Here is a 22129-nt window from a genome sequence, read left to right on the forward strand (position 1 = left end):
GGGGCTGGCCCGTGAGTCCGGGTCGGCCGGAGAGAGTGGATGCGTTTTGCAGGAGTTATGCGACACGGGTGGCTATGGCAGACACGGCCGGCTACTGGACGGCTATTAGGACGGCTACTAGGCCGGCGCGGCGGCTACGGCGCGGCGGCTACAGGGCGGCGATGCTACAGGGCGGCGATGCTCCACGAGGCGAAGGTGACCTCGCCCGGCTGCAGCACGATCAGGTCGTCGTGGGAGTTGAAGACGTCGGGCGGGCACGTCATCGGTTCGATCGCCAGGCCGCGTCGGCTGGTCTCCGGGGTCGGCTGGTCGGCCGTGTGCACCTGGACCCAGGGGCAGGAGGAGTCCCAGTGCATCACGACGCCGGTGCCGGATGGCGCGGTCAGGCGCACCTCTGCTGTGCGGTTCTCGTTGCGCACCAGGCCGGTGAATGCGTGGTCGATGAAGAGGTCGCCGATGACGCGGGGCGTGCGGAAGTCGAACGATCCGGCCGCCTCTGTGGCGACATCCGCTAGCGCAACCGGAATCAGGCGGTCTTCGGTGACCGTGAGCACCTTCTCGGCGGGGAGGAGGAAGGTCCAGTCGTCGACGGTGCCTTCGCCGGCGACGAGGTACGGGTGGGGTCCTGTGCCATAGGGAGCGGCGGCGTTTCCGGTGTTGCGGGCAGCAACCGTGGTGTGGAGGCCGTCGGCGTCGAGCAAGAATTCGACGCGCACCTGCACGCGGAACGGATAGCCGTCCTGGGCTTCAATGGTGGTGGCCAGCATCACGCGGTCGTCGGCTTCGTCGAGGGCGATGAAGTCGTGCCAGGCGACGAGGCCATGCAGGGCGTGGCCGCGGCCGGGCTCGGTCAACGGAAGCTGGTAGTCGTTGCCGTCGAAGCTGTAGTGGCCATCGACCACGCGGTTCGGCCACGGAGCGAGGGTGGCGCCGCGGTATGCCGGACGCATCTCATCGGCATCGAACGGAACGACGAGGTCGCGCCCCTTGTGGCGGAGCGCCCGCAGGGAGGCGCCGACACTGGCGATGGAGGCGGTGTACTCGCCGCTGGTGAGCTCGAACTGGGTGCCGGAGAGGGGGATGGTCATGGATCAATTCTGCCGTTGATTTGCGTGTGCTCGTGCACATCCTGAACAGCGGTTCCGACGGCGGTTCCGGCAGCCGGGACCACGATGCCATGTTCGTACGCGAAGACCACCGCCTGGATGCGGTCGCGCAGGCCCAGCTTCATCAGCACCTTGGAGACGTGCGTCTTGACGGTGGCCTCGCCGAGATAGAGGCGCCCGGCGATCTCGGCATTGGCCAGGCCGAGTGCGAGCAGTCCGAGCACCTCTGATTCGCGGTCAGTGAGCTCGGCAGTGAGCTCGGCGGTGGCAGCGGCAGTGGCAGCGTTAGCGCGTCCGACGGAGGTGCCACCGGCGACGGGTATGTGGACAGGCGTCGCGCCGGGCGCCAGGGTGCCGGTGAATCTCTCGATGACCCTGCGCGTGACATCCGGTGCCAGCAGGGCATCACCGCGGGCGAGCACCTGCACCGCCTCGATGAGGGCCTCAGGGGTCGAATTCTTGAGGATGAAACCGCTCGCGCCATGCTGCAGGGCGGCAAACAGGTAGTCCTCGCGGTCGAACGTGGTGAGCACCAGCACCGCAGAGGCAATGGCGGGGTCTGCCACTATGACTTGGGTTGCAGCGAGGCCGTCGATGCCGGGCATCTGCACGTCCATGCAGATGACGTCGGGGTTGAGGAGACGAGCCTGGTCGATGGCGCCTTGGCCATCGGATGCCTCGCCGACGACAACGATGCCAGGTTCAGACTCGAGAATGGTGCGGAATCCGGCGCGCAGCAGCGCCTGGTCGTCGACCAGCAGGACCCGGATCGCGTCGGCGGTCATGAGGTGGCTCCCGGCGAGGTGAGGACGGTCGTGGTGGTGGTGGTGGTGGTGGTGGTCGGAGCGTCGGTCTCGGCGTTGGTCGGCGCGTTGGTCGGTGCGTCGGACGAAGGGTCGACCGGGGGGTCGGTCACAGCGTCACCACTCGCACTGTCACCAGGGACCGCACGATGCGTCGGGAAGCGGGCGCGAACGAGATAGCCGCCGCGGGGCCGGGGACCGAGCTCAATATCGCCGCCGACGGCCGCGACCCGCTCACGCATGCCGAGCTGTCCGAGCCCGCTGGCAGACGCGGCCCGGCTGCCGCTGCCGTCATCCGTCACCTCGAGCTCAATGGCATCCGCTTCGTAACGCAGCCGCACATCGGCGCGGACACCGGCACCGGCGTGTTTGCGGGTGTTGGTGAGCGCCTCCTGGGCTATCCGATAGATGCAGAGTTCGATGGTTCTCGACACATCGCGAGCCGAGCCGACGACCGTCACAGTGGCCGGCACGCCTGCGGCGGTGCATTCGTCCGCGAGCTCGGCGAGTTGGGCGATTCCGTGGGTACTGGTGGTGGCGCGGTTGGCGTCATCGCCGTCGGCGGAGCGGAGAGTCCCGAGCATGGTGTGCAGTTCATCGACGGCCGTGCGGGCACTTCGCTCGATCGATTCGAGAGCCACGACGGCCTGCTCAGGATCGCGGGCCAGGATGCGCCTGGCCGCGCCGGCCTGCACGCCCATCACCGAGACATGGTGCGCCACAACGTCGTGGAGCTCTCTGGCGATGCGCACGCGCTCCAGCGTCACGGCCTGGCCGGCGCTCCGCTGTCGTTCGTCAGCCAGCTCCTGCGTGCGGGCGCTCAGGGCAGCAGACTGTCTGGCCGAGCGCCACGCGGTGTCGCCGAAGTAGTACGCCGCGCTGAAGTAGAGCAGGTTGATGAGCACCTGCAGAAGGCCGTATGCGGCGAACGGTGAGAAGAATCCGTCACGCGACAGGTCGGGCATGGTGCTCACCTGGTTGGCAGAGATGAGCAGGTTCCAGAACAGCCAGATGAACATGCCCGCGATGATCAGGGCGCGCACCCAGGCTGCGCGGGTGCGATTGCGCGACCAGGCACCGACCGAATAGATGGCGACGTACAGGCAGATGTTCGCGAAGAGCAGGTCCATGCTGCCGAGCATTGCGCCGCCGCTGAACACCACAGCGATGACGACGCCAACGAATTCAGGCCAGCGCCGCCGCACAGCCAGGGGAAGGGTGATGGCGGCGACCCAGATGACGACCAGCCAGGTGGGTGATTCGTCGAAGACGCCTGCCACCCGGGTGAGAGTGGCGCTCACGGCGGTGCCGGCGAGCAGGGCGAGCGCTGCCCAGGCATCCGTTCGATACCCGCGTGCGCTGGGAGCAGGGCGCACCCAGTCGGCGCCGAGCGAGTCGGAATCGCGCGGATCGGGCCCGCGCAGATCGAGATGGCGCAGATCGGCGGTGCTGTCGGTCATGCTGACACGCTAGCGGCTGAGGCGCCGTGGCGGATCCGTCGCGCGGGGGAATCTGCGGGGGAATCTGGGTGGCAGCGGCACGACGAAGGGCACGACCTTTCGGCCGTGCCCTTCGTTCGGAACTGCAGACTAGGACTGCAGACTAGGACTGCAGACTAGGACTGCAGACTAGGCGTGCAGGCTGCGACGACGCAGTACCAGTGCGGCGCCGAGCAGCAGGATCAGCGCAGCGGCGCCGAACGGCACGGCGGGGTTGAATCCGGTCTCTGCGAGGGAGGCGCTAGTGGCAGCGACATTGATCGCAACGCTCGACACGTCACCGTCGAACTGTCCGACGACGACGAGCGTGTGCGAGCCAGCAGTCAGTTGGCTGAGCACGCTGGCGCTCAGGGTGACCTTGACGACGCCGTTCACGACCGGGAACGTGCCGACACTGATGGGCGACGAGTAGAGGTACGCGTCGACGAAGGTGTCAGATCCCGTGAACGGGACGTTGGCGGTGTGGCCCTTGTTCGGGTCCAGGCTACCGGCCGGCAGGCCGACGGAGGTCTGGGACGCCGGCGTGGAGCCCTTGGCCGCCAGGAATGCCGCCAGATCGGCTGAGTTCGCGACCGGAGCGGCTGCGATCGGGATCTGCGGGGTGGCGGCGAAGGCAGGGGCAGAGTAGTTGTCTGCGAAGCCGTCCAGGTGGCCAACGGCCTCTACCCAGATTCGCTTGTTCACGATGTCGGCGGTCACGGGCAGGGCCGCTGCGTCGAACCCGAAGATGTCGCCGGAGTTCTGCTGGCCCGGAGCAACGGCGCCCCAGTTGTAGGTGAACGTGGTGCCTGCAGGCCAACCGGCGGCGCTCGCAGTGAGCGTGCTGCCCAGGGTCTGGGTGCCGGAGAGTGAGACGGTGCCGGCCACCAAATTGGGCAGGAGTTCGATCGCCACAGTGACGTCCGCGTCGGCGATCGGGACAGCCACGACCTCGGTGCCGTATCCCGCTGCTGAAATCGTCAGCGACAGGTCGGCGCTCGGGTTGAGGTACTGAAACGTGAAGTGTCCGTCTGCGTCTAGCGGGGTCTGCCACGGGGAGGAGTCCTTGATGCCGCTGAGCAGAACAGTGGGGGCGAACGCCGGGTTGGCGTCCTTGGCCGTGACTACGCCGCTGATCGAGAACGTTGCAGGTGCGGGAGGCAGGTCCTGCGTGAGATTAAACTCGCCGAAATCAATGGCTGCGCCAACCACGTCGAAATCTCCTGAGTGGGGGAGGTAGCCGACTGCGGAAATTGTGTAGGTGTAGTGGCCATCTTCGACTGACAGAGCGAAAGCGCCTGCGTTGTCCGTGACGGCGGTCGGGCCACCGTCGACCGCGAACTCAGCTCCGGCCAGGGGCCCATGGCCAGCCACGGTCACGCTGGAGACTGTTCCGGTTACCGCGTACGTCGTAGGCACGGGCACAGCCGACGCGGGCGCGGCGGCGACGAGGGAGAGACCGCCGACCATGGCGAGGCTCAGGCCGATGGCGGCAATGCCGCGCAGCCTGCTGATGGGATTGTTCTTCACGTGTCTTGGTCCTCATTCACTGGTGAAAGTTGTCTGTAAACGGAGACTGACGACAAATGAACGCTACACATTGTTCCGAAAAGGCTCCGTCGTGAGCCTATCGGCGAGGGCGCCGGTATCACGGACCCAAGCCCCGAAGTGGGGGTAGCTACGCGCCGAGCCGCACCCGTGAGTTGTTGACGGATGCCGGATCCGCGTCCCAGAGTCCGACTACCTGGGTTGCCAGCTCGGCTTCGAGCCCCTCAAGTGAGCGCACAACGAAGATGACCGCGGCGGCCTCGGGGGCGGTCTTCGCAAAGCCCTGCCCGACCGCGCGGGTCCACGTCTCAGCCGCGGCTTTCGCCGCTGCGTAGTTCGCGCCGCCCGGCGCCGGCTTGTCGACAGACACGCTCGACACAATCGCCAGCCGACCGGCCGGAGAGGCCAGCAGGTCGGCGTTGAACGCGCGGGTCGTGTTGCGCAGCGTCGTGACGACGTTGCGGTGCAAGAAGTCCCAGTCGTCGTCACTCTGGCCGGAGAGTCCGCCGCCACCGCGCCATCCGCCCACCAGGTGAATCAGTCCGTCGACGCTGCCATGCGCGTGCTTGGCTGCCGTCTCGCGAACCTCGGCGGCCAGCGCGGTCACCGCCGCGAAGTCTGCCAGGTCGCAGACGCGGGTGATGGCGCCCGGAACCTGCTCGGCGAACGCGGACAAACGCTCGGCGTTCGAGCCGACGCCGATCACGCGCGCGCCGGCGGCCGTGAGCGCGCTCGCGACCGCGATTCCAGCAGCGCTGGTCGCACCGGCAATGAGCACGGTGCGACCAGCGGCTGAATTGGGCCGGACGTTAGTCACGGCCGGTGATTCCAATGGTGGATTCGATGACGGGCTTCATCTTCTTGTCGAGTGCTTCGAAGAACATCGACAGCGGGAATTCGTCGTCAAGCACGGCATCCGTGTAGCCCTTCGGCAGCCCGGCGAGCACGTCGTCGCTCAGACCCCGCGCCCACACGGATGCGGGATTGGGAGTGAGTGTCTCGGTGAGCATCTCGTACGCAGCCAGCCAGTGTGCCTTCTTCGGCCGGTCGATTGACTTCCAGTACAGCTCGTCGATCTGGGCTCCGAGCGCGATGACGACGTCCGGCACGGCGTCCCAGTCGAAGCTGAGGCTGGTGTCGGTCCAGTGCAGCACATGGTGCTGGTGCATCCACGCGAACAGCAGCTGGCCGCCGAGCCCGTCGTAGTTGCGCACCCGGCTGCCGGTGATCGAGAACCGGAAGATCCGGTCGAAGATCACGCCGTACTGCACGAGCTTGGCGTGCTTTCGGGCCTCGGGGCTGGCGTTCTCGTCATGCTCGATCTTCACCGACTCGCGGAACGCGGTGAGGTCGCAACGCAGTTCCTCGAGTGAATAGAGGAAGAACGGCATCCGCTGCTTGATCATGAACGGATCGAACGGCAGGTCGCCGCGCATGTGCGTGCGGTCGTGGATGAGGTCCCACATGACGAACATTTCCTCGGTGAGGTGCTGGTCGTCGAGCATGGCTGCCGCATCCTCCGGCAGGTCGAGACGCGTGATCTCGGATGCAGCGCGCACGACCCGACGGAATCTCGCGGCTTCGCGATCCTGGAAGATCGCTCCCCACGTGAAGGTCGGAATCTGGCGCATCGCGACACTTTCCGGGAACAGCACAGCCGAGTTGGTGTCGTAGCCTGGCGTGAAATCAAGGAAGCGGATGGGCACGAACAAGCCGTTCGTGTACTCCTCCTCCAGCTCGCCAATGAACTCTGGCCAGATGACCTCGACCAGCACGGCCTCGACGAACCGGTTTGAGCTGCCGTTCTGCGTGTACATCGGGAAGACGACCAGGTGGCGGACGCCGTCAGCGCGGTGCTCCTGCGGCTGGAAAGCCATCAGCGCATCCAGGAAGTCGGGCACACCGAAGGCGGCCGTCTCGTCGTATCCGGCGGCCCAGCGGTCGAAGTCGACCACGAGCGCGTCGAGATAGGCGGCATCGTGCGGGAACATCGGGGCGAGTTCGGCAATGGCGCCGGTGATCGTCTCGACGTTGGCCTGCGCGTTGGCGTGGTCGGCGGCATCCGGAATCGAGCCATCCTGCACCTGTACGGCCTGCAGCGCTGTGGCGGCTTCCTTGAGGCGCAGCCAGGCCGGATGTGATTCGACACCGGCGGACAGGGAACGGGCATCCTCGACGACCTCGGGCTCACCGACCAGTGCTTCTGCAATGTAATTCGACATGGGAACCTCCCGTCCTCGTGAATCGGCCGCCCGTGTGTGAACGTGGATCGGCACTGACAGCGCGGTGTGCGCATCACCTCCAGCGTATCGGGGTCTAACCCGCGTTTTCGTGCGTGAGTCCGCAAGGAATCTGCGTCACATTTCAGCGGGCGCGTTCTTTCACTGCCGATGGGTGTCGCGGGCGCAGGATACGCGCACGTGAGATGGCCGCCGGCGCATAGACTCGCGGGATGCCGACTGCAGACGATGTGAAGGCGGCGCTCGCCGCCGTGGCCGATCCAGAGCGGGCCGTCGGCGCCATGCGGTTCTTCAAGACGGCGCCGGGCGAATATGGCGAGGGCGACATCTTCATCGGCGTGCGGGTTCCCGACACTCGACAGGTCGTCAAGCGGTATGCAGGACTGCCCCAGTCAGAGATCGACGCGTTGATGAACAGCGAGATTCACGAGCATCGCGTCGCCGGGCTTCTCATCCTGCTCGCCCAATTCGAGCGCGCGAGTGCCGCGCGCACCCGCGACGACGCCAAGCGCGCAGCCATTGTCGACTACTACCTCACGCTCGTTCGACGTGGTCGGGTGAACAACTGGGATCTCGTGGATGCCTCAGCACCCGGCATCCTGGGCGCCTACCTCGTCGACCAGCCTCGTGATGTGCTGTTCGAGCTCGCGGCGAGTGCCGTGCTCTGGGAACGCCGGGTGGCGATGGTGTCGACGCTCTGGCTGATTCAGGCGGGCGACGCCACGACCACCCTTGAGCTGGCCGCCCTGCTGCTCGACGACAAAGAACCCCTTATGCACAAGGCCGTCGGATGGGCCCTGCGCGAAGTGGGCAAGCGGATCGACCGGGAACTGCTCACCGGCTTTCTCGACGAGTACGCCAAGCGGATGCCGCGCACGGCGCTCAGCTACGCCACAGAGCACCTGTCGCCGGAGCAGCGCCTGGCCTATCGCCAGCGCTAACCTTCCGTCGGTCGAGGAGGCTGCCGTCCCCGCTGGTCGAGGAGGCCGCCAGGCCGTCTCGAGACCTGCGCGGGCTGAACGCAGCGTCGCGGTAGCTACAACACCCGCACGGCTGCGTTCGACCCGCGGCGGTGCTGCGGCCTATTCAGCCAGCCGCGCGGAGCCGCCACAGTGACGTGACCTCTGCCGCCCGAGCCGCGTGCAGCGGGTCGGTGGCATCGAAGGCGCGCGGATGCGTCGGCCTCGTGTCGAGGCGCGCCACGATCTCGAGTCCGGCCGCGTCGATCAGGTCGAGCAGTTCGTCGCGCGAGCGCAGTCCAAGGCGCTCTGCGATGTCGGAGATGATGAGCCAGCCTTCGCCGCCCGGATTCAGGTGCGCAGCAAGTCCGCTGAGGAAACCGCGCAGCATCTGGCTGTCTGGGTCGTAGACGGCGTGGTCGGTTGAGGTGGTTGCCGGGGCGGGAATCCACGGCGGGTTGCAGACGATGAGGTCGGCGCGGCCCTCGGCGAAGAGATCGGCGCGCACAATCGAGACGCGGTCGCCGAGCCCCAGGTCGGCCACGTTGGCGCGGGCGCAGTTGAGCGCCCGATCGTCGAGATCGGTGCCGATCACCCTGGTGACACCGCGGGTGGCGAGGATGGCGGCCAGCACCCCAGTTCCCGACCCAATGTCGAAGGCGGTTCCGGTTGGCGCGGTCGCGGCGGCCGGCAGCGGAGCCGTGGCAACCAGGTCGAGGTATTCGCCGCGAATGGGCGAGAACACCCCGTAGTGCGGGTGGATCTTGGCCCCGAGCGCCTCAACGAAGACGCCCTTGGTGCGCCACTCGTGGGCGCCGATCACGCCGAGGAGTTCGCGCAGCGACAGCACGGAGTCTTCGGATTCGCCCACCGCGCCAAAGGTCTCAATGCAGGCGGCTGCGACGTCCGGTGCCCGACGGAGTGGCACGACGTAACCGGTGTCGAGGGGAACGAGCAGCATGCCGAGCAGGCGGGCGCGAGTGACGGCATCCGTTCGGTGGGTGTGGAACGCGGTAGTCAGGTCGGTGCGTGACGAGCGCTTCCGCTGGTCGATGCGCCTGGCCAGCGCGCTCAGCAGCTGGCGGGCGTTGTTGAAGTCGCCGTGCCAGAGCAGCGACGTGCCCGACTTCACCAGGCGGTATGCGGCATCCGCTGTGGTGGTGTCATCGGCGATGACGACGCGAGTCGGCGCCGGCCAGCCGCCCTCTGAACGCCAGAGGGCCCGGTGGTGGCCGTCGGTCTCGTCCCACTCGACATAAGTAGGAGCGGATGGGCGAGCGGATGCCGAGGGAGCGGCTGTCGCGGCGACGGATGAGTCGGGCTGCGATGCTGCTGCGGAGGAGGGTGTGCTGGACATGGTGCCCGTTCCTGTGACACGACACTACGGGGACAACCCAGCCCCCGTTCGTGCACGCGGGACGGTGCGGGCGGAACGCGTCGCTGTCTGCTCCAGTATCGCAGCCTCAGCTGGATGCGCCCCCTGTTGAATGCGCTCCGCCTGCCCTTGACCTTGACATTAGTGTGAAGGTTGCACACTGCAGATATGTCTCCTTCAGCAACCCCATCCAGGCTTCCGATCGATCGTGTCAAGTCCGATCCAGCGCCCGCGATGGCGCCTGCGATGACAGCCTCACCCACCCCTCCCGCGACCCGATTCCCGCTCAGCGGGCTGCTCGCCCTCGCGTCGATCATCTTCCTCGTGGTGCTCACCGAAACGTTGCCGGCCGGGCTGCTGCCCCAGATGAGCAGCTCGCTCGGCGTCTCCGAATCTCAGATCGGGTCGCTGGTCAGCGTGTACGCCCTGGCCACGGCGTTGGGGGCCATCCCGCTGATTGCGGCGACCCGCGCCGTTCCGCGCCGCGCCCTGCTCATCGCGGTCGCGCTCGGATTCTTCGCCGTCAACGTGGTCACGGCCATCTCGGCCAGTTACACGGTCATCCTCATCGCGCGCATGGTCGGTGGAGCGCTGGCCGGCCTGCTGTGGGCGATGATGGCTGGCTACGCGATGCGGATGGTGCCGGCGGCTCAGGCCGGACGCGCGCTGTCGGTCGCCATGGCCGGCACACCCATCGCGTTCGCTCTGGGCCTGCCGCTTGGCGCCCTGCTCGGCTCGCTCCTCGGCTGGCGGATGATCTTCGCCCTCATTGCCGTCACGACGGTGGCGGCTATCGTGTGGGTGCTGATCGCTGTTCCGCGCTTCCCTGGCGAACGGGCAGCAGGCCGTGCAACGCTCGGCCAGGTGCTGCGCACTCCTGGGATTCTCGCAATTCTGGTCGTCACGGCGACCTTCGTGCTCGGCCACAATGTCGCGTACACGTACATCGCTCCGCTGATGCGGGCCTCCGGCTGGGCCGACCGGGTCGACGTCGTGCTCCTGGTCTTCGGGCTGAGCGCCATCGCCGGACTCGTGGTGGTCGGCATCCTCATCGACCGCCACCTGCGGATGCTGGTGCTTGTCGCATCCGCTGCCCTCGGTGTTGCCATGCTCGCCATCGGAATATTCGGCGGGAACCCGATCGCCACGATCGTCGCTGTCGGCCTCTGGGGTGCGGCCTATGGCGGTGCGCCGTCGCTGCTGCAGAACGCCCCTGCCCGCGTGGCCGGACCCGCAGCGGATGTCGCGCAATCCCTGATCGTCACCGCGTGGAATGGTGCGATCGCGGGAGGGGCCTTCCTTGGGGGCCTGGTGCTCGATGGCGCGGGGGAGAGCACAGTGCCGTGGGTTGCCCTCGGCCTGGTTGTGGTCAGCATCGCCGTAGTGCTGGGCTCCCGGCGTGGTTTCGCGGCTGCACCTGGGGATTCCGCGCCTGGGCGTTCTGCGCGCTAGTTGAGCGTCTTCACCGCATCGGTGAGGTACGCATCGACCGCATCATGGTTGCGGGTGAGGCACGCAATCTTGCGGGCGAGCTGCTCGCGGCGCAGGCTCAACGTCTCGATGATTTCAGGTGTGACCTGCTCTACCTGGGTCGACTGTGTGCCGCGCAGGCAGGGGATCATGTCCTTGATCAGTGCGGTGGGGATGCCGGCATCGATGAGTCCGCGGATCTGGGTCACGCGGTCGACGGCTGACTCCGCATAGTCGCGATACCCGTTGCTGCCCCTGGTCGACTCGAGGAGGCCCTGCTCCTCGTAGTACCGCAGCAGCCGCGTGGAGACCTCTGTGCGGGCCGACAGTTCGCCTATCTTCACGGATGCCGCCTCTCACGTCTCACATCTCAGCTCGCGCAACGGTCAGCGCGTCCCCATCACCCTACCTTCACATGAGTGTCAAGGTAACCGGGTGGTTCCACGCAATCCACTCGCAAGAAATCGACCTATACGTGAATTTTTGGGTCGATTTTTTGCGAGCGGATGCGCGTTGTCCGTTGGTCGAGGAGGCCGGCCACGGCCGTCTCGAGACCCCGCATCCGGCTACTGCAGCGCCGGCATGACCTCGCGCTCGAAGAGCTCGATGCCGGAGCGGTCGTACGCCGCCTCGGGGAAGTAGTGGATCGCGTAGCCAAGGCCGAGGTTCTTCAGCTCGGTCAGGCGCTCAACGACCTGCTCAGGGGTGCCGACGCCGATCGCCGTGCCACTGCGGTACTCAGACACGAACTCCGCGGCCGTCTCTGCGCCGAGGTACGGCGTCACGCGGGCTTCGATGGCGTCGATCCGCTGGGCGACCTCGGCCTCGGTCGACGCGACGATGGTGTTGTAGTTCGCCGAGCGGGTGATGGCATTGAAGTCGGTGCCGAGCGTGTCGCAGTGCCCGCGCAGGATGGCGCTCTTGTGCGCGAAGCCAGCCGCTGTGCCGTCGAAGTTCGTGTAGTTCGCGTACTGCGCTGCGATGCGCAGCGTCACCTTCTCGCCGCCGCCGGCGATCCAGATCGGGATGCCACCCTCCTGCAGTGGGAGCGGCCGCACGATGGCGTTGTCCACCTGGTAGTGCTCGCCGTTGAGGGTGGCACGACCGGTGGTCCAGGCCTGCTTCATGATCTGCACGCCCTCATCGAGGCGGGCGAGGCGCTCGCCGGCGCGCGGGAATCCGTAGCCATATGCGCGCCACTCGTGCTCGTACCAGCCGGCGCCGATACCCATCTCAACGCGTCCTCGAGAGATGAGGTCGGCCGTGGCCGCGACCTTCGCGAGGTACGCCGGGTTGCGATAGCTCATGCACGTGCACATCTGGCCGAGACGCACCCGCGAGGTGGTGGCGGCGAAGGCGGCCATGAGGGTCCAGGCTTCGTGAGTGGCCTCATCCGTTGCCACCGGAACGGTGTGGAAGTGGTCGTAGACCCAGATCGATTCCCAGGGGCCGGCATCCGCGTGCGCGGCCAGGCCACTCATGGCGGCCCACTGCTCTGCGGGGTCGATTCCGACCAGATCGTGTCGCCAGCCCTGGGGTACAAAGAGTCCGAATCGCATGCGATCAGCCTAGAGGGACGGGACCGGCCGCTCGTTCGCCGCGCGCTACGCCCAGCGCTTGTTCGCCCAGCGTTCGAGCACGCCGATGAGGGCATCCGTTATCTTGCCGAGCACGGCGAGCAGCACAATGGCCAGCAGGATGCGATCAATACGGCCGTTGCCGCCCGATTCGGTGAGCAGGAAGCCGAGACCCATCGAAGCCGCCAGCAGTTCGGCTGCCACCAGGAACAGCCACGACTGGGCGAGAGCGAGGCGCAGGCCGGAAATGACAGTGGGCACGACGGCCGGCAATTGCACAGTGCTGAACAACTTCACCCCGCGCAGGCCAAATGCCCGGCCTGCCTCGACGAGGTGCGTGTCGACGTGGCGCAGCGCCTGCGCGACGGTCGTGTAGACGGGAAAGAACGCACCGATCGCGACGAGCGTGATCTTGGAGTCTTCGCCGATCCCGATCCAGAGCAGCAGCAGCGGCACCCAGGCCAGTGACGGCACGGCCCTGATCGCGCCCAGGCTCGGGGCGAGCAGGATGTCTGCGGCCCGCGAGAGGCCGACGAGCGCGCCGAGGGCCAGGCCGAGGCTGGCTCCGATGGCGAAACCGATCAGCACCCGCTGGGTTGAGATCGCAACGTACAGGGTGAGCTGCCCGCGGTTGTAGAGGTCGACTCCGGCATCCCAGACCATCACGGGGGAGGGCAATTGCGACGTGCGCACCAGACCTGTCGTCGTGACGAACTGCCAGACCGCGAGGATCAGCACGGGCAGCAGCAGCCCGCCGAGGATGATGACCCAACGACGCTGGCTGAACGCACGGGGCGAGCGATCGGTCGTGGACGAGTCCTGCCCACCCTGTGGGGTCGGCACGTGTGTCGAGCCGTGTGTCGGACCGCCGACAAACGCAGCCGGCGCGGCCGACGAGCTCAGCGTGAGCGCATCCGTTGGGGCGTTGGTGTCAGTCATTGTTCCGGTCCTGGTGAGAGGAGGTCCTGGTGGGTGCAGGTCCTGGTGAGTTGGGTGGGGCGGCGCGGGCCACCCCACCCAGAGGGAACTACTTGATCGCTCCGGCGTCGGCCTTCGCGGCGAAGGTCGGGTTGATCAGGCTGGCCAGCGCCTCGTCGATCTGAGCCTGGTTGGGAACATCGCCGGTTTCGACGAAGATCGGGCCGATCGTGGTGAGCACCTTCAGCTGGGCGTCACCGGGAACGTTGTCGACGTCGAGGTTCGTGCGCTCGGCGATGACCTTGGTGGCGACGGCAATATCGAGACCCGCGACATCCGACAGGATCTGGGCTGTCTTGTCTGGGTTGGCCAGCGCCCACTCACGAGCGTGCTCGTAGGCGTTGACGACTGTCTGGGCGACATCTGGCTTCTCTTCCAGGAACGACTCGGTCGCGTTCAAGAAGCCGTAGCTGTTGAAGTCGACGTTGCGGTAGATGAGCTGGGCGCCGGCCTCTTCAGCGCCGGCCATGATCGGGTCGAGTCCGGCCCAGGCATCGACAGCTCCGCTCTGCAGGGCAGCCCAGCCGTCGGCGTGCTGCAGGTTCTCCACCACAACGTCATCCTGGGTGAGGCCGGCCTCTTCCAGTGACTGCAGCAGGAAGAAGTAGGGGTCGGTGCCCTTGGTGGCTGCGACGTGCTTGCCCTTGAGATCGGCGACCGAGGTGATCGCCGAGCCGTCTGGGACCACGATGGCTGCCCACTCCGGCTGGGAGTAGATGTCGATCACCTGGATGGGCGACCCGTTCGAGCGGGCGAGCAGCGCGGCTGACCCGGCCGTCGAGCCCACGTCGATCGCACCGGCACGCAGAGCCTCGTTGGCCTTATTCGAGCCGGCCGACTGCACCCAGTTGACCGTGATGTCCTGCTCGGCGAGGGCATCCTCGAGCCAGCCCTGGTCCTTGATCACCAGGCTGAGCGGGTTGTAGGTGGCGAAGTCGATGTTGAGGGTGCCGCCCTGGGTGACGGTGGCATCTTCAGAGGCGGCATCGGCATTGGCCGACTGGTTCTCACCGGCAACGCAGCCAGTCAGCAGCAGGCTGGCGGCCGCTGCGGCTGCGATGAGGGCGGATGCTGTCACGCGTCGTGTTGTCATGGGATTCTCTCGGCTGGGTGGGGCTATGGATGCAGTGTGGGATGGAAGCTGGGTGGGGCGGAAGCTGTGTGGAGCGGATGCGGTGTCGCGCGGTGAGTGTGTGGGACGGATGCGGTGTGCCTCGGCTAGGCGCCGCTGTGCCGGTCGATTCCGAGTCCGGCGAGCAGGTCTGCCCGCAGCTCGGCGAGCTCTGCTGAACCGCGGTCGCGGGGGCGGTGGCCAGGCACAACGATTTCCTGGCGGATGCCGGCGGCACTGTCGGCGTCTGGGCGTCCGAGCAGGATGATCCGGTCGGCCAGCTGGAGTGCCTCGTCGACGTCGTGCGTCACGAGCAGCACAGTTGTCGGGGCCGCCTGATGCACCTCAAGCAACAGGTCCTGCATCTTGAGCCGGGTAAGTGCATCGAGCGCGCCGAACGGTTCGTCGAGCAGCAGCACACCGGGGTTGCGGGCCAGCGCGCGGGCCAGTGACGCCCGTTGCGCCATGCCACCGGAGATCTCGCGGGGACGGTGCCCGGCGAAGTCGGCAAGGCCGACAAGTTCGAGCAGCTCGGTGACGCGGGCCCGACCTGCGGCGCGACCAGAGCCGCGAGGCAGACCGAGAGCGATGTTGTCGGCAACTGTGCGCCAGGGCAGCAGCCGCGGCTCCTGGAAACCGACGGCGCAGCGCGGGTCGATTCCGCTGACAGGGGTTCCGTCGATCAGCACCTGGCCGGATGTCGGGCGATCGAGCCCACCGGCAATGCGCAAGAGCGTCGACTTGCCGCATCCGCTGGTACCGAGGATCGCGAGGATCTCGCCGGCATGCACAGTGAGTGAGACATCTTGCAGCACACTCAGCGAGCTCTGCGTTCCGCGGGTGGCCGCCCCGGCACCGCGGCTTCCCGCTTGCCCGCGCGTAGTGGCCGCGCGTTTCGTGGCTGCGCGCTTCGGGTCGGCGGCGAAGTCACGGCCGACCCCGGCGAACTCAATGGTGAATGAGGTGTTGTCGGCCGGGATCGCCGCAGTGGTTGTTCCGCTGCCATTCAGGTGGGCGGCCTGGGCGACGCTGTCAGTGCCGCTCGACGCGGACCCGGACGCAGGCGCGGCGGCGGTCGTGTCAGCGCCGGCGTTCCGACGAGATGCGGTGTGAATGGACATGGTGGGAATCAACAATCGGTTTGGAAGATTCTTCGACGTTATCCAGCGCTGGGCAGTTCGTCTGCGGGCAACGAAACCCGGCGTAACACTCCGAAGTGAGGCCGTGCCGGGGTGTGTGGCGGCCGAAATTACCCGCGGATGCCGCCGCGAGACGCCGCCACGACTGCCTCGATGTGGCCGGGAACGGTATCGTCCTGCAGCGAGGTCACGTCGCCGAGGGGGCGTTGGTCGACCAGATCACCGAGCAGGCGTCGCAGGATCTTTCCCGATCGGGTCTTCGGCAGGTCAGAAACGAAGAAGATGTCGCGCGGTTTGGCGATCGCCCCGATCTCCCGCGTGACGTGAGCCCGCAGCAGCCTGGCCAGCGCGGTGGCGGCATCCGAATCCGGTGCGTGGCCGAGGATCGACGCATCGGTCGGGATCACGAACACCGCAATGGCCTGGCCTGTCGTGGCATCGGCGACGCCCACCGCCGCAGCCTCACCGACGGCAGGATGCGAGACCAGCGCCGACTCGATCTCGATCGTCGAGAGGCGGTGGCCTGAGACGTTGATGACGTCATCCACTCGGCCAAGCAGCCAGATGTCGCCGTCGTCGTCATATTTGGCGCCATCGCCGGAGAAGAAGTAACCCTGTTCAGCGAATTTCGCCCAGTACGAGTCGCGATAGCGCTCAGGGTTGCCCCAGACGGTGCGGGCCATGCCCGGCCAGGTACCGTCGATGACGAGGTAGCCGCCTGAGCCGTTCGGCACCTGCACCCCGGCATCGTCGACGACGCGAGTGGTGAGGCCGGGGATGGCGCGCAGGGCAGAGCCAGGTTTCAGCGTGCTCACGCCGGGCAGCGGCGCCATCACCGCTGCTCCCGTCTCTGACTGCCACCACGTGTCGACGATGGGGGCGGTTCCCGCTCCGATGGTGTCGCGGAACCACACCCAGGCCTCCGGGTTGATTGCCTCACCCACCGAGCCAAGCAAGCGGATGCTCGACAGGTCGTGTTCGGCCGGCAGCCCGTTCGGAAACCAGGTCATGAATGTGCGGATGAGTGTCGGCGCCGTGTAATAGGTCGTGACGCCGTAGCGCTCGATGATCTCGAAGTGTCTGGCCGGATGCGGGGTGTTCGGGGTGCCTTCATAGATGACCGACGTCGTTCCGTTCGAAAGCGGTCCGTAGTGCACGTAGGTGTGCGCGGTGACCCAGGCGAGGTCGGCCGTGCACCAGTGCACGTCGTCGACTTTCGCGTCGAAGATCGCCCAATGGCTCCAGGAGGCGTGGGTGAGATAGCCGCCGCTGGTGTGCACGAGGCCCTTGGGTTTCCCGGTCGTGCCAGAGGTGTAGATGATGAAAAGCGGCGTCTCGGCGTCGAAGAACTCTGGCTCGTGCTGCGCCGAGGCTGTATCGACGATGTCGTGCCACCAGACGTCGCGGCCCGGGGTCCAGGGAACATGGGCGCCCGGTTCGCCGGTGCGTCGCACGACGAGCACGTGCTCGATGGATGCGACACTGGCGACCGCTTCATCGGCGGCTGCCTTCACCGGCACCGCAGTGCCGCGACGGAACTGGCCGTCTGTGGTGACCAGCAGTTTCGCGCCGGTGTCCTCAACTCGGAAGCGCAGCGCTTCGGCCGAGAATCCGCCGAAGACCAGCGAGTGCACGGCGCCGAGGCGCGCGATCGCCAGGGTGATGATGATGGTCTCTGGGATGACCGGCAGGTAGAGCACCACCCGGTCGCCCTGCACGATTCCGAGCGCGGTGAGGGCATTGGCTGCTTTGTTCACCTCGCTCTGCAGGTCGCTGTAGGTCAGCGTGCGCCGATCGCCCGGCTCACCCTCGAAGTAGAACGCCACCTTGTCGCCCTTGCCAGCGGCCACGTGCCGATCGACGCAATTGACCGCCACGTTGAGGGTGCCGCCGGCGAACCACTCGGCGCGGGGGATGCCGAGCGTGACGGCACCGTCTGCACGGACGCCATCGGTGCCCGGTTGACGGGCCGGACGCCAGCTGTGATCGGTGTGCCACGGCGTTTCCCAGTCGAGGCGTCTGGCCTGCTCCGCCCAGAAGGCGACCGGGTCGGCATCCGCTCTCTCCCACCAGCCTGCGTCCACGTTGGCCTGGGCGGCAAACGCGGGATCGGCGGGATAGCGACGGTTCTCGGTCGCCAGGCTGGAGATTGTCGGGCTGGTCGACGTCATGATGATGTTCCTCGTGATCCCTGGTGTGGTGCAGGCGGTCGCGTGTTATCGAGAGGCGACTCCTCCAGCAGCATGACGGCAGCACTGGGTGCTGGCCACTCGGAGTGCAACGCAAAGTAACAGCGCACTCGGTGCGGTGTTTCCCGCAACTGTTGGGATGATGGAACTATGACTCGAACCGTTGCCGGAGCCCGCGTGTTGATCACTGGTGCTGCGATGGGAATGGGGCGGCTCTACGCAGAGCGCGCCGTTGCAGAAGGCGCCAAAGCCGTCATCCTCTGGGACCGTGACTCCGCGGCGCTCTCCGCGACGACCGCAGAGCTGAACGACCTGGCCTGGCCAGGAACCCGCATCGCCCCATACGTCGTCGACATTGCCGACATGGGCGCGATCGCCCAGACTGCCCAGCGCGTTCGCATGGAGGTCGGCAACCCCGACATCGTGATCAACAACGCCGGCATCATCCGCGGCAAGTACTTCTGGGAACACGACAACGGCGAAGACACCCGCCCGACCATGCAGATCAACGCGCTGGCCCCGATGTACATCACCCGTGAGTTCCTGCCGGCCATGATGGAGAACCCGAACCGGGAATCGCGGATTGTGAACATCGCATCCGCTGCCGGCACCCTGTCGAATCCTCGCATGAGCGTGTACGCGGCCTCGAAGGCTGCACTTATCTCGTGGAGTGATTCGCTGCGCCTCGAACTGGTGCAGCAGGGTCATGAGTACGTGAAGGTGACCACAGTCTGCCCGAGCTACATCTCGACCGGTATGTTCGCTGGGGCACGAGGCCCCCTGCTCACCCCGATCATGACGCCCGAATATGTGGTCAACCGGGTGTGGAAGTCGATGCTCGCCGGCAGTCCACTGCTGCGGATGCCCTGGAGCGTTGGCCTCGCCCAGGCTCTCCGTGGCACCCTTCCGCTGCCGGTGTGGGATGCCGTCGCCGGCAACGTCTTCGGTGTCTACCGCTCGATGGAGAAGTTCACCGGGCGCTGATCATCGGGCTTCCCGCTGATTGAGGAGCGACCGAGGAACGAGGCCGCGTCTCGAAATCCAGCCGACGCCCCAGACACCCCTTGTTCACCTCTACGCAATCCGTCGTCCATCTGCGAGCCCGCTCCGGTTTGGACGTCATTGCCACGTTGAGTGCATGCGCGCACCCACTGCCACCACATCTCAGCGTCAGACAACGTTCACCCGAGGAGCCACCGCGCTCCTGGCCGGGGCGATCGTGGTCGGGGCCTTCGGTACCATTCCTGGGCAGGGAGCGGATGCCGCCCAGGCCGCGCCGGCCGCATCTGCCTACAACAGGGTTGCTACCTACCCCGTTTTCCAGAATGTGCCCGCCGGTGTGGATGCCGCGCTGCCGACGGTCGCCGAGATCTCCGCCGTCACCGATGACGGCAACACGGTGATCTACACGGACGCCCTCGGCAAACGGATCGGCTTCCTCAACATCACCGATCCTGCGGCGCCCACCGGCCTCGGCACGATCTCCCTGGCCACCCTCGGTCACGCAGACGACCAGCCAACGTCTGTCGCTGTCTATGGCGACTACGTGCTCGTGGTGATCGACGAATCCGGCGGCGACTTCGCAAACCCGTCAGGACGGCTCGACGTGCTGAGGATCTCCGACCGCACTCGCGTTGCCTCGATCGACCTGCACGGCCAGCCAGATTCCATTGCCATTAGCGCAGACAAGCAGTACGCGGCCATCGCCATCGAGAACCAGCGCGACGAGAATGCCACCCCGGCCGGCCGCGCGAAGGGCGATCTGCCGCAGCTCCCCGCCGGATTCGTGCAGGTGATCGACCTGAACGCCAGCCCGACCAGCTGGGTGGCCACACCCATCGACCTGGTCGCGCACGACGGCTCCGCGCTGCCGGCATTCACCACCGCCGGCATTGTCGAGGCCACCGACCCAGAGCCGGAATACGTGGCGATCAACAGCAAGAACAAGCTGGCGCTCACGCTCCAGGAGAACAACGGCATCGTCGTGATCGACCTGGCGACGCGCGCGATCGAGAACGTGTTCAGCGCCGGATCCGTTGCCGTCTCCGGCATTGACAGCAAGAAGGACGGCAAGATCGACCTGACAGGTTCGATTGCCGCCACGCCCCGCGAGCCAGACTCCATCGCCTGGGTCGACGACACTCACGTCGCCACGGCCAATGAGGGCGACTGGAAGGGCGGCACCAGGGGCTGGACCATCTTTGACGCCACAAGCGGCACGGTCAGCTGGGACGCCGGCAACACGTTCGAGCGCCTCGCCGTGCAACACGGTGTTTACAACGACGACCGGGCAGCAAAGAAGGGTTCAGAGCCTGAGGGCCTGGCCGTATCGACGGTCAACGGGGTCCGCTACGGTTTCGTCGCGAGTGAGCGCAGCAACTTCGTCGCCGTCTACGACCTGAGCAACCCGGTCAACCCGGTGTTCCAGCAGCTGCTGTTCACCACGAATGGCCCTGAGGGCGTGCTCAGCATTCCGTCGCGGGATCTGCTCGTCGTCTCCAGCGAGACCGATGACGCAAGCGTCGGCGTGCGCGCATCCGTTGCCATCTACCAGCGGGGATCCGCTGTCGCCCAGGCGCCCACCATCATCTCCGACACCGTCGACGGCACTGCGACTGGCGCACCGATCGGCTGGAGCGCCCTCGGCGCCCTCAGCGCAGCGCCCGGCAAGCCAGGCACCCTGTACACGGCGAGCGACAGCGCACTCAAGCCGAGCACCATCTTCACCGTTGACACCACAAAGAAGCCCGCCCGCATCACGACCGGGCTTGTCGTGACGCAGGCCGGAACGCCGGCGAACTTCGACATCGAGGGACTCTTCGCCCGTCCACAGGGCGGATTCTGGCTCGCCTCAGAGGGCGCGACCGGTGCGGCGAACAAGCTGTACCGAACGGATGCCGCCGGCGCCGTCGCCGAGACCGTCAACCTGCCGACCGAGATCTCTGACCACATCAACAAGTGGGGCTACGAGGGTGTGACGGCCATCACGGATGCAAACGGACACGAGCAGGTATTCGTCGCCATCCAGCGTCCGCTCTGGACCGACCCGGCATCCACTGCCTCGACGGTTGACGGCGACGGAGTGACCCGCATCGGCCGCTATGACGTGACGACGTCGAGCTGGACCTGGTTCGGCTACCAGCTGGAGGCCCCCAGCACGTCCTCCGACTGGGTCGGTCTCTCTGAGATCGTCGCCGTCGATTCGAACACCCTCGCCGTGATCGAGCGTGACAAGCTCAACGGTCCTGCCGCCGTCAACAAGCGGATCTACACCGTCGAGCTGCCAGAAACCGATCCGGTTGCAGGCGCTCCGCTCCAGGTGTTGAAGAAGACCCAAGCCTTTGATGCCCTTCGGGCCCTGCGTGCCCTGAACGGCTGGACCCAGGAGAAGCTCGAAGGCCTGACCATCGGCGCCGACGGAAACGTCTACATCGTCACGGACAACGACGGACTGAAGGATGCCACCGGTGAGACGGTGTTCCTGAACATCGGTACCGCAGCTGCGATTTTCGGTACCGGCGCGGTGACGCCGACTCCGACGCCGACCCCGGCTGCAACACCGACGCCGACGCCAGCGCCCACTGCGACTCCGACCCCGACGCCGACTGCAACGCCGACCCCGACGCCGACTGAGGCGCCGGAATCGATCTCGCTCGGACAGGGAACCGTCGCTGCCGGTGGCCGGGTGAGCATTTCCGGTGGGGGCTTCGCCCCCGGTGCCAATGTTGACTTCGTCCTCTACTCCGCCCCGGTGAGCCTCGGCTCGCTCAGGGCCTCCGCGGCCGGTGTCGTGACGGGAACACTGCAGATTCCGGCAGCAACGCCGGCAGGCCTGCACACGATCGTGGCATCGGTCGGCGGTGTCGAGGTTGCCAGAATCGCGGTGACGGTCACCGCGCCTGCCGCTGCGGGCAGCGCGGCAGATGGCCTGGCATCCACCGGTGTGCAGAACCTGGTGCCCTGGCTGGGCGCAGCAGGCGCGCTCATCCTGGCCGGACTCGCCGGTGTGCTCATCCGCGTGCGTCTTCGCCGCCGCAGCGCCTAACCGAGGTCTCGAGACGCTCGTTGGCGCTCTCTCCTCAACCACCGGGGACCTCTCCGGTGGTTGAGGGGCGCCCGAGGAACGAGGCCGCGTCTCGAAATCCAGTCGACGTCC

At 66.7% G+C, this 22129-nt stretch carries 17 protein-coding genes; 4 read left to right on the forward strand and 13 right to left on the reverse strand.

Annotated features, from left to right (window positions below; all coding sequences use genetic code 11):
- Positions 1–164: 164 nt before the first annotated feature.
- The 6 genes from AC25Z0_RS16495 to AC25Z0_RS16520 form a co-directional block, all read right to left on the reverse strand.
- On the reverse strand, positions 165–1088 hold the full coding sequence (locus AC25Z0_RS16495; RefSeq protein WP_488121181.1) for an aldose 1-epimerase family protein: 924 nt from the start codon (positions 1086–1088) through the stop codon (positions 165–167).
- Positions 1085–1891, reverse strand: coding sequence for a response regulator (locus AC25Z0_RS16500; RefSeq protein WP_488121182.1), 807 nt, complete (start codon positions 1889–1891; stop codon positions 1085–1087). The genes AC25Z0_RS16495 and AC25Z0_RS16500 overlap by 4 nt, the downstream gene beginning before the upstream one ends.
- Positions 1888–3369 (reverse strand): sensor histidine kinase, encoded by a 1482-nt coding sequence (locus AC25Z0_RS16505; RefSeq protein ID WP_488133880.1) that lies wholly within the window; start codon positions 3367–3369, stop codon positions 1888–1890. The genes AC25Z0_RS16500 and AC25Z0_RS16505 overlap by 4 nt, the downstream gene beginning before the upstream one ends.
- A gap of 168 nt (positions 3370–3537) precedes the next feature.
- Positions 3538–4917, reverse strand: coding sequence for a hypothetical protein (locus AC25Z0_RS16510; RefSeq protein ID WP_488133881.1), 1380 nt, complete (start codon positions 4915–4917; stop codon positions 3538–3540).
- 148 nt (positions 4918–5065) lie between these two features.
- On the reverse strand, positions 5066–5752 hold the full coding sequence (locus tag AC25Z0_RS16515; RefSeq protein WP_488133882.1) for an SDR family oxidoreductase: 687 nt from the start codon (positions 5750–5752) through the stop codon (positions 5066–5068).
- On the reverse strand, positions 5745–7157 hold the full coding sequence (locus AC25Z0_RS16520; RefSeq protein ID WP_488133883.1) for a DUF6421 family protein: 1413 nt from the start codon (positions 7155–7157) through the stop codon (positions 5745–5747). The genes AC25Z0_RS16515 and AC25Z0_RS16520 overlap by 8 nt, the downstream gene beginning before the upstream one ends.
- Positions 7158–7387: 230 nt before the next feature.
- Between AC25Z0_RS16520 and AC25Z0_RS16525 the strand changes: the two genes are divergently transcribed.
- Positions 7388–8116, forward strand: coding sequence for a DNA alkylation repair protein (locus AC25Z0_RS16525; RefSeq protein ID WP_488133884.1), 729 nt, complete (start codon positions 7388–7390; stop codon positions 8114–8116).
- A 145-nt stretch (positions 8117–8261) separates the two neighbouring features.
- Here AC25Z0_RS16525 and AC25Z0_RS16530 read toward each other — a convergent pair whose 3' ends face one another.
- The gene (locus AC25Z0_RS16530; protein WP_488133885.1) at positions 8262–9491 is read right to left on the reverse strand and encodes a methyltransferase; all 1230 of its coding nucleotides are present in this window, start codon (positions 9489–9491) and stop codon (positions 8262–8264) included.
- Between the two features lie 264 nt (positions 9492–9755).
- Here AC25Z0_RS16530 and AC25Z0_RS16535 point away from each other — a divergent pair, with 264 nt between their 5' ends.
- Positions 9756–10961 carry an MFS transporter gene (locus tag AC25Z0_RS16535; RefSeq protein WP_488133886.1) on the forward strand — a complete coding sequence of 402 codons (1206 nt, stop codon included), beginning with the start codon at positions 9756–9758 and terminating at the stop codon, positions 10959–10961.
- Here the strand turns inward: AC25Z0_RS16535 and AC25Z0_RS16540 are convergent.
- The 6 genes from AC25Z0_RS16540 to acs form a co-directional block, all read right to left on the reverse strand.
- Positions 10958–11323: a MerR family transcriptional regulator gene (locus AC25Z0_RS16540; protein ID WP_488121190.1), complete on the reverse strand. Its 366-nt coding sequence runs from the start codon at positions 11321–11323 to the stop codon at positions 10958–10960. The genes AC25Z0_RS16535 and AC25Z0_RS16540 overlap by 4 nt on opposite strands.
- A 222-nt stretch (positions 11324–11545) precedes the next feature.
- On the reverse strand, positions 11546–12538 hold the full coding sequence (locus tag AC25Z0_RS16545; protein ID WP_488133887.1) for an LLM class F420-dependent oxidoreductase: 993 nt from the start codon (positions 12536–12538) through the stop codon (positions 11546–11548).
- Between the two features lie 45 nt (positions 12539–12583).
- Positions 12584–13495, reverse strand: coding sequence for an ABC transporter permease (locus AC25Z0_RS16550; protein ID WP_488133888.1), 912 nt, complete (start codon positions 13493–13495; stop codon positions 12584–12586).
- An 88-nt stretch (positions 13496–13583) separates the two neighbouring features.
- The gene (locus AC25Z0_RS16555; RefSeq protein ID WP_488133889.1) at positions 13584–14627 is read right to left on the reverse strand and encodes an aliphatic sulfonate ABC transporter substrate-binding protein; all 1044 of its coding nucleotides are present in this window, start codon (positions 14625–14627) and stop codon (positions 13584–13586) included.
- A gap of 125 nt (positions 14628–14752) precedes the next feature.
- The gene (locus AC25Z0_RS16560) at positions 14753–15625 is read right to left on the reverse strand and encodes an ABC transporter ATP-binding protein (RefSeq protein ID WP_488133926.1); all 873 of its coding nucleotides are present in this window, start codon (positions 15623–15625) and stop codon (positions 14753–14755) included.
- A 269-nt stretch (positions 15626–15894) separates the two neighbouring features.
- Positions 15895–17955: an acetate--CoA ligase gene (gene acs, locus AC25Z0_RS16565; RefSeq protein WP_488133890.1), complete on the reverse strand. Its 2061-nt coding sequence runs from the start codon at positions 17953–17955 to the stop codon at positions 15895–15897.
- A 168-nt stretch (positions 17956–18123) separates the two neighbouring features.
- Between acs and AC25Z0_RS16570 the strand changes: the two genes are divergently transcribed.
- Positions 18124–18957 (forward strand): SDR family oxidoreductase, encoded by an 834-nt coding sequence (locus AC25Z0_RS16570; protein WP_488121196.1) that lies wholly within the window; start codon positions 18124–18126, stop codon positions 18955–18957.
- A gap of 154 nt (positions 18958–19111) precedes the next feature.
- Positions 19112–22018 (forward strand): esterase-like activity of phytase family protein, encoded by a 2907-nt coding sequence (locus AC25Z0_RS16575; RefSeq protein WP_488133891.1) that lies wholly within the window; start codon positions 19112–19114, stop codon positions 22016–22018.
- Positions 22019–22129 lie beyond the last annotated feature (111 nt).

Source organism: Leifsonia sp. Y862 (assembly GCF_057669585.1).

What these genes read in the sequence shown, in the direction of transcription:
- AC25Z0_RS16495 (WP_488121181.1), bottom strand. Translation starts at nt 1,088, where the DNA reads ATGACCATCCCCCTCTCCGGCACCCAGTTCGAGCTCACCAGCGGCGAG.
- AC25Z0_RS16500 (WP_488121182.1), bottom strand. Translation starts at nt 1,891, where the DNA reads ATGACCGCCGACGCGATCCGGGTCCTGCTGGTCGACGACCAGGCGCTG.
- AC25Z0_RS16505 (WP_488133880.1), bottom strand. Translation starts at nt 3,369, where the DNA reads ATGACCGACAGCACCGCCGATCTGCGCCATCTCGATCTGCGCGGGCCC.
- AC25Z0_RS16520 (WP_488133883.1), bottom strand. Translation starts at nt 7,157, where the DNA reads ATGTCGAATTACATTGCAGAAGCACTGGTCGGTGAGCCCGAGGTCGTC.
- AC25Z0_RS16525 (WP_488133884.1), top strand. Translation starts at nt 7,388, where the DNA reads ATGCCGACTGCAGACGATGTGAAGGCGGCGCTCGCCGCCGTGGCCGAT.
- AC25Z0_RS16530 (WP_488133885.1), bottom strand. Translation starts at nt 9,491, where the DNA reads ATGTCCAGCACACCCTCCTCCGCAGCAGCATCGCAGCCCGACTCATCC.
- AC25Z0_RS16535 (WP_488133886.1), top strand. Translation starts at nt 9,756, where the DNA reads ATGACAGCCTCACCCACCCCTCCCGCGACCCGATTCCCGCTCAGCGGG.
- AC25Z0_RS16545 (WP_488133887.1), bottom strand. Translation starts at nt 12,538, where the DNA reads ATGCGATTCGGACTCTTTGTACCCCAGGGCTGGCGACACGATCTGGTC.
- AC25Z0_RS16550 (WP_488133888.1), bottom strand. Translation starts at nt 13,495, where the DNA reads ATGACTGACACCAACGCCCCAACGGATGCGCTCACGCTGAGCTCGTCG.
- AC25Z0_RS16555 (WP_488133889.1), bottom strand. Translation starts at nt 14,627, where the DNA reads ATGACAACACGACGCGTGACAGCATCCGCCCTCATCGCAGCCGCAGCG.
- acs (WP_488133890.1), bottom strand. Translation starts at nt 17,955, where the DNA reads ATGACGTCGACCAGCCCGACAATCTCCAGCCTGGCGACCGAGAACCGT.
- AC25Z0_RS16570 (WP_488121196.1), top strand. Translation starts at nt 18,124, where the DNA reads ATGACTCGAACCGTTGCCGGAGCCCGCGTGTTGATCACTGGTGCTGCG.
- AC25Z0_RS16575 (WP_488133891.1), top strand. Translation starts at nt 19,112, where the DNA reads ATGCGCGCACCCACTGCCACCACATCTCAGCGTCAGACAACGTTCACC.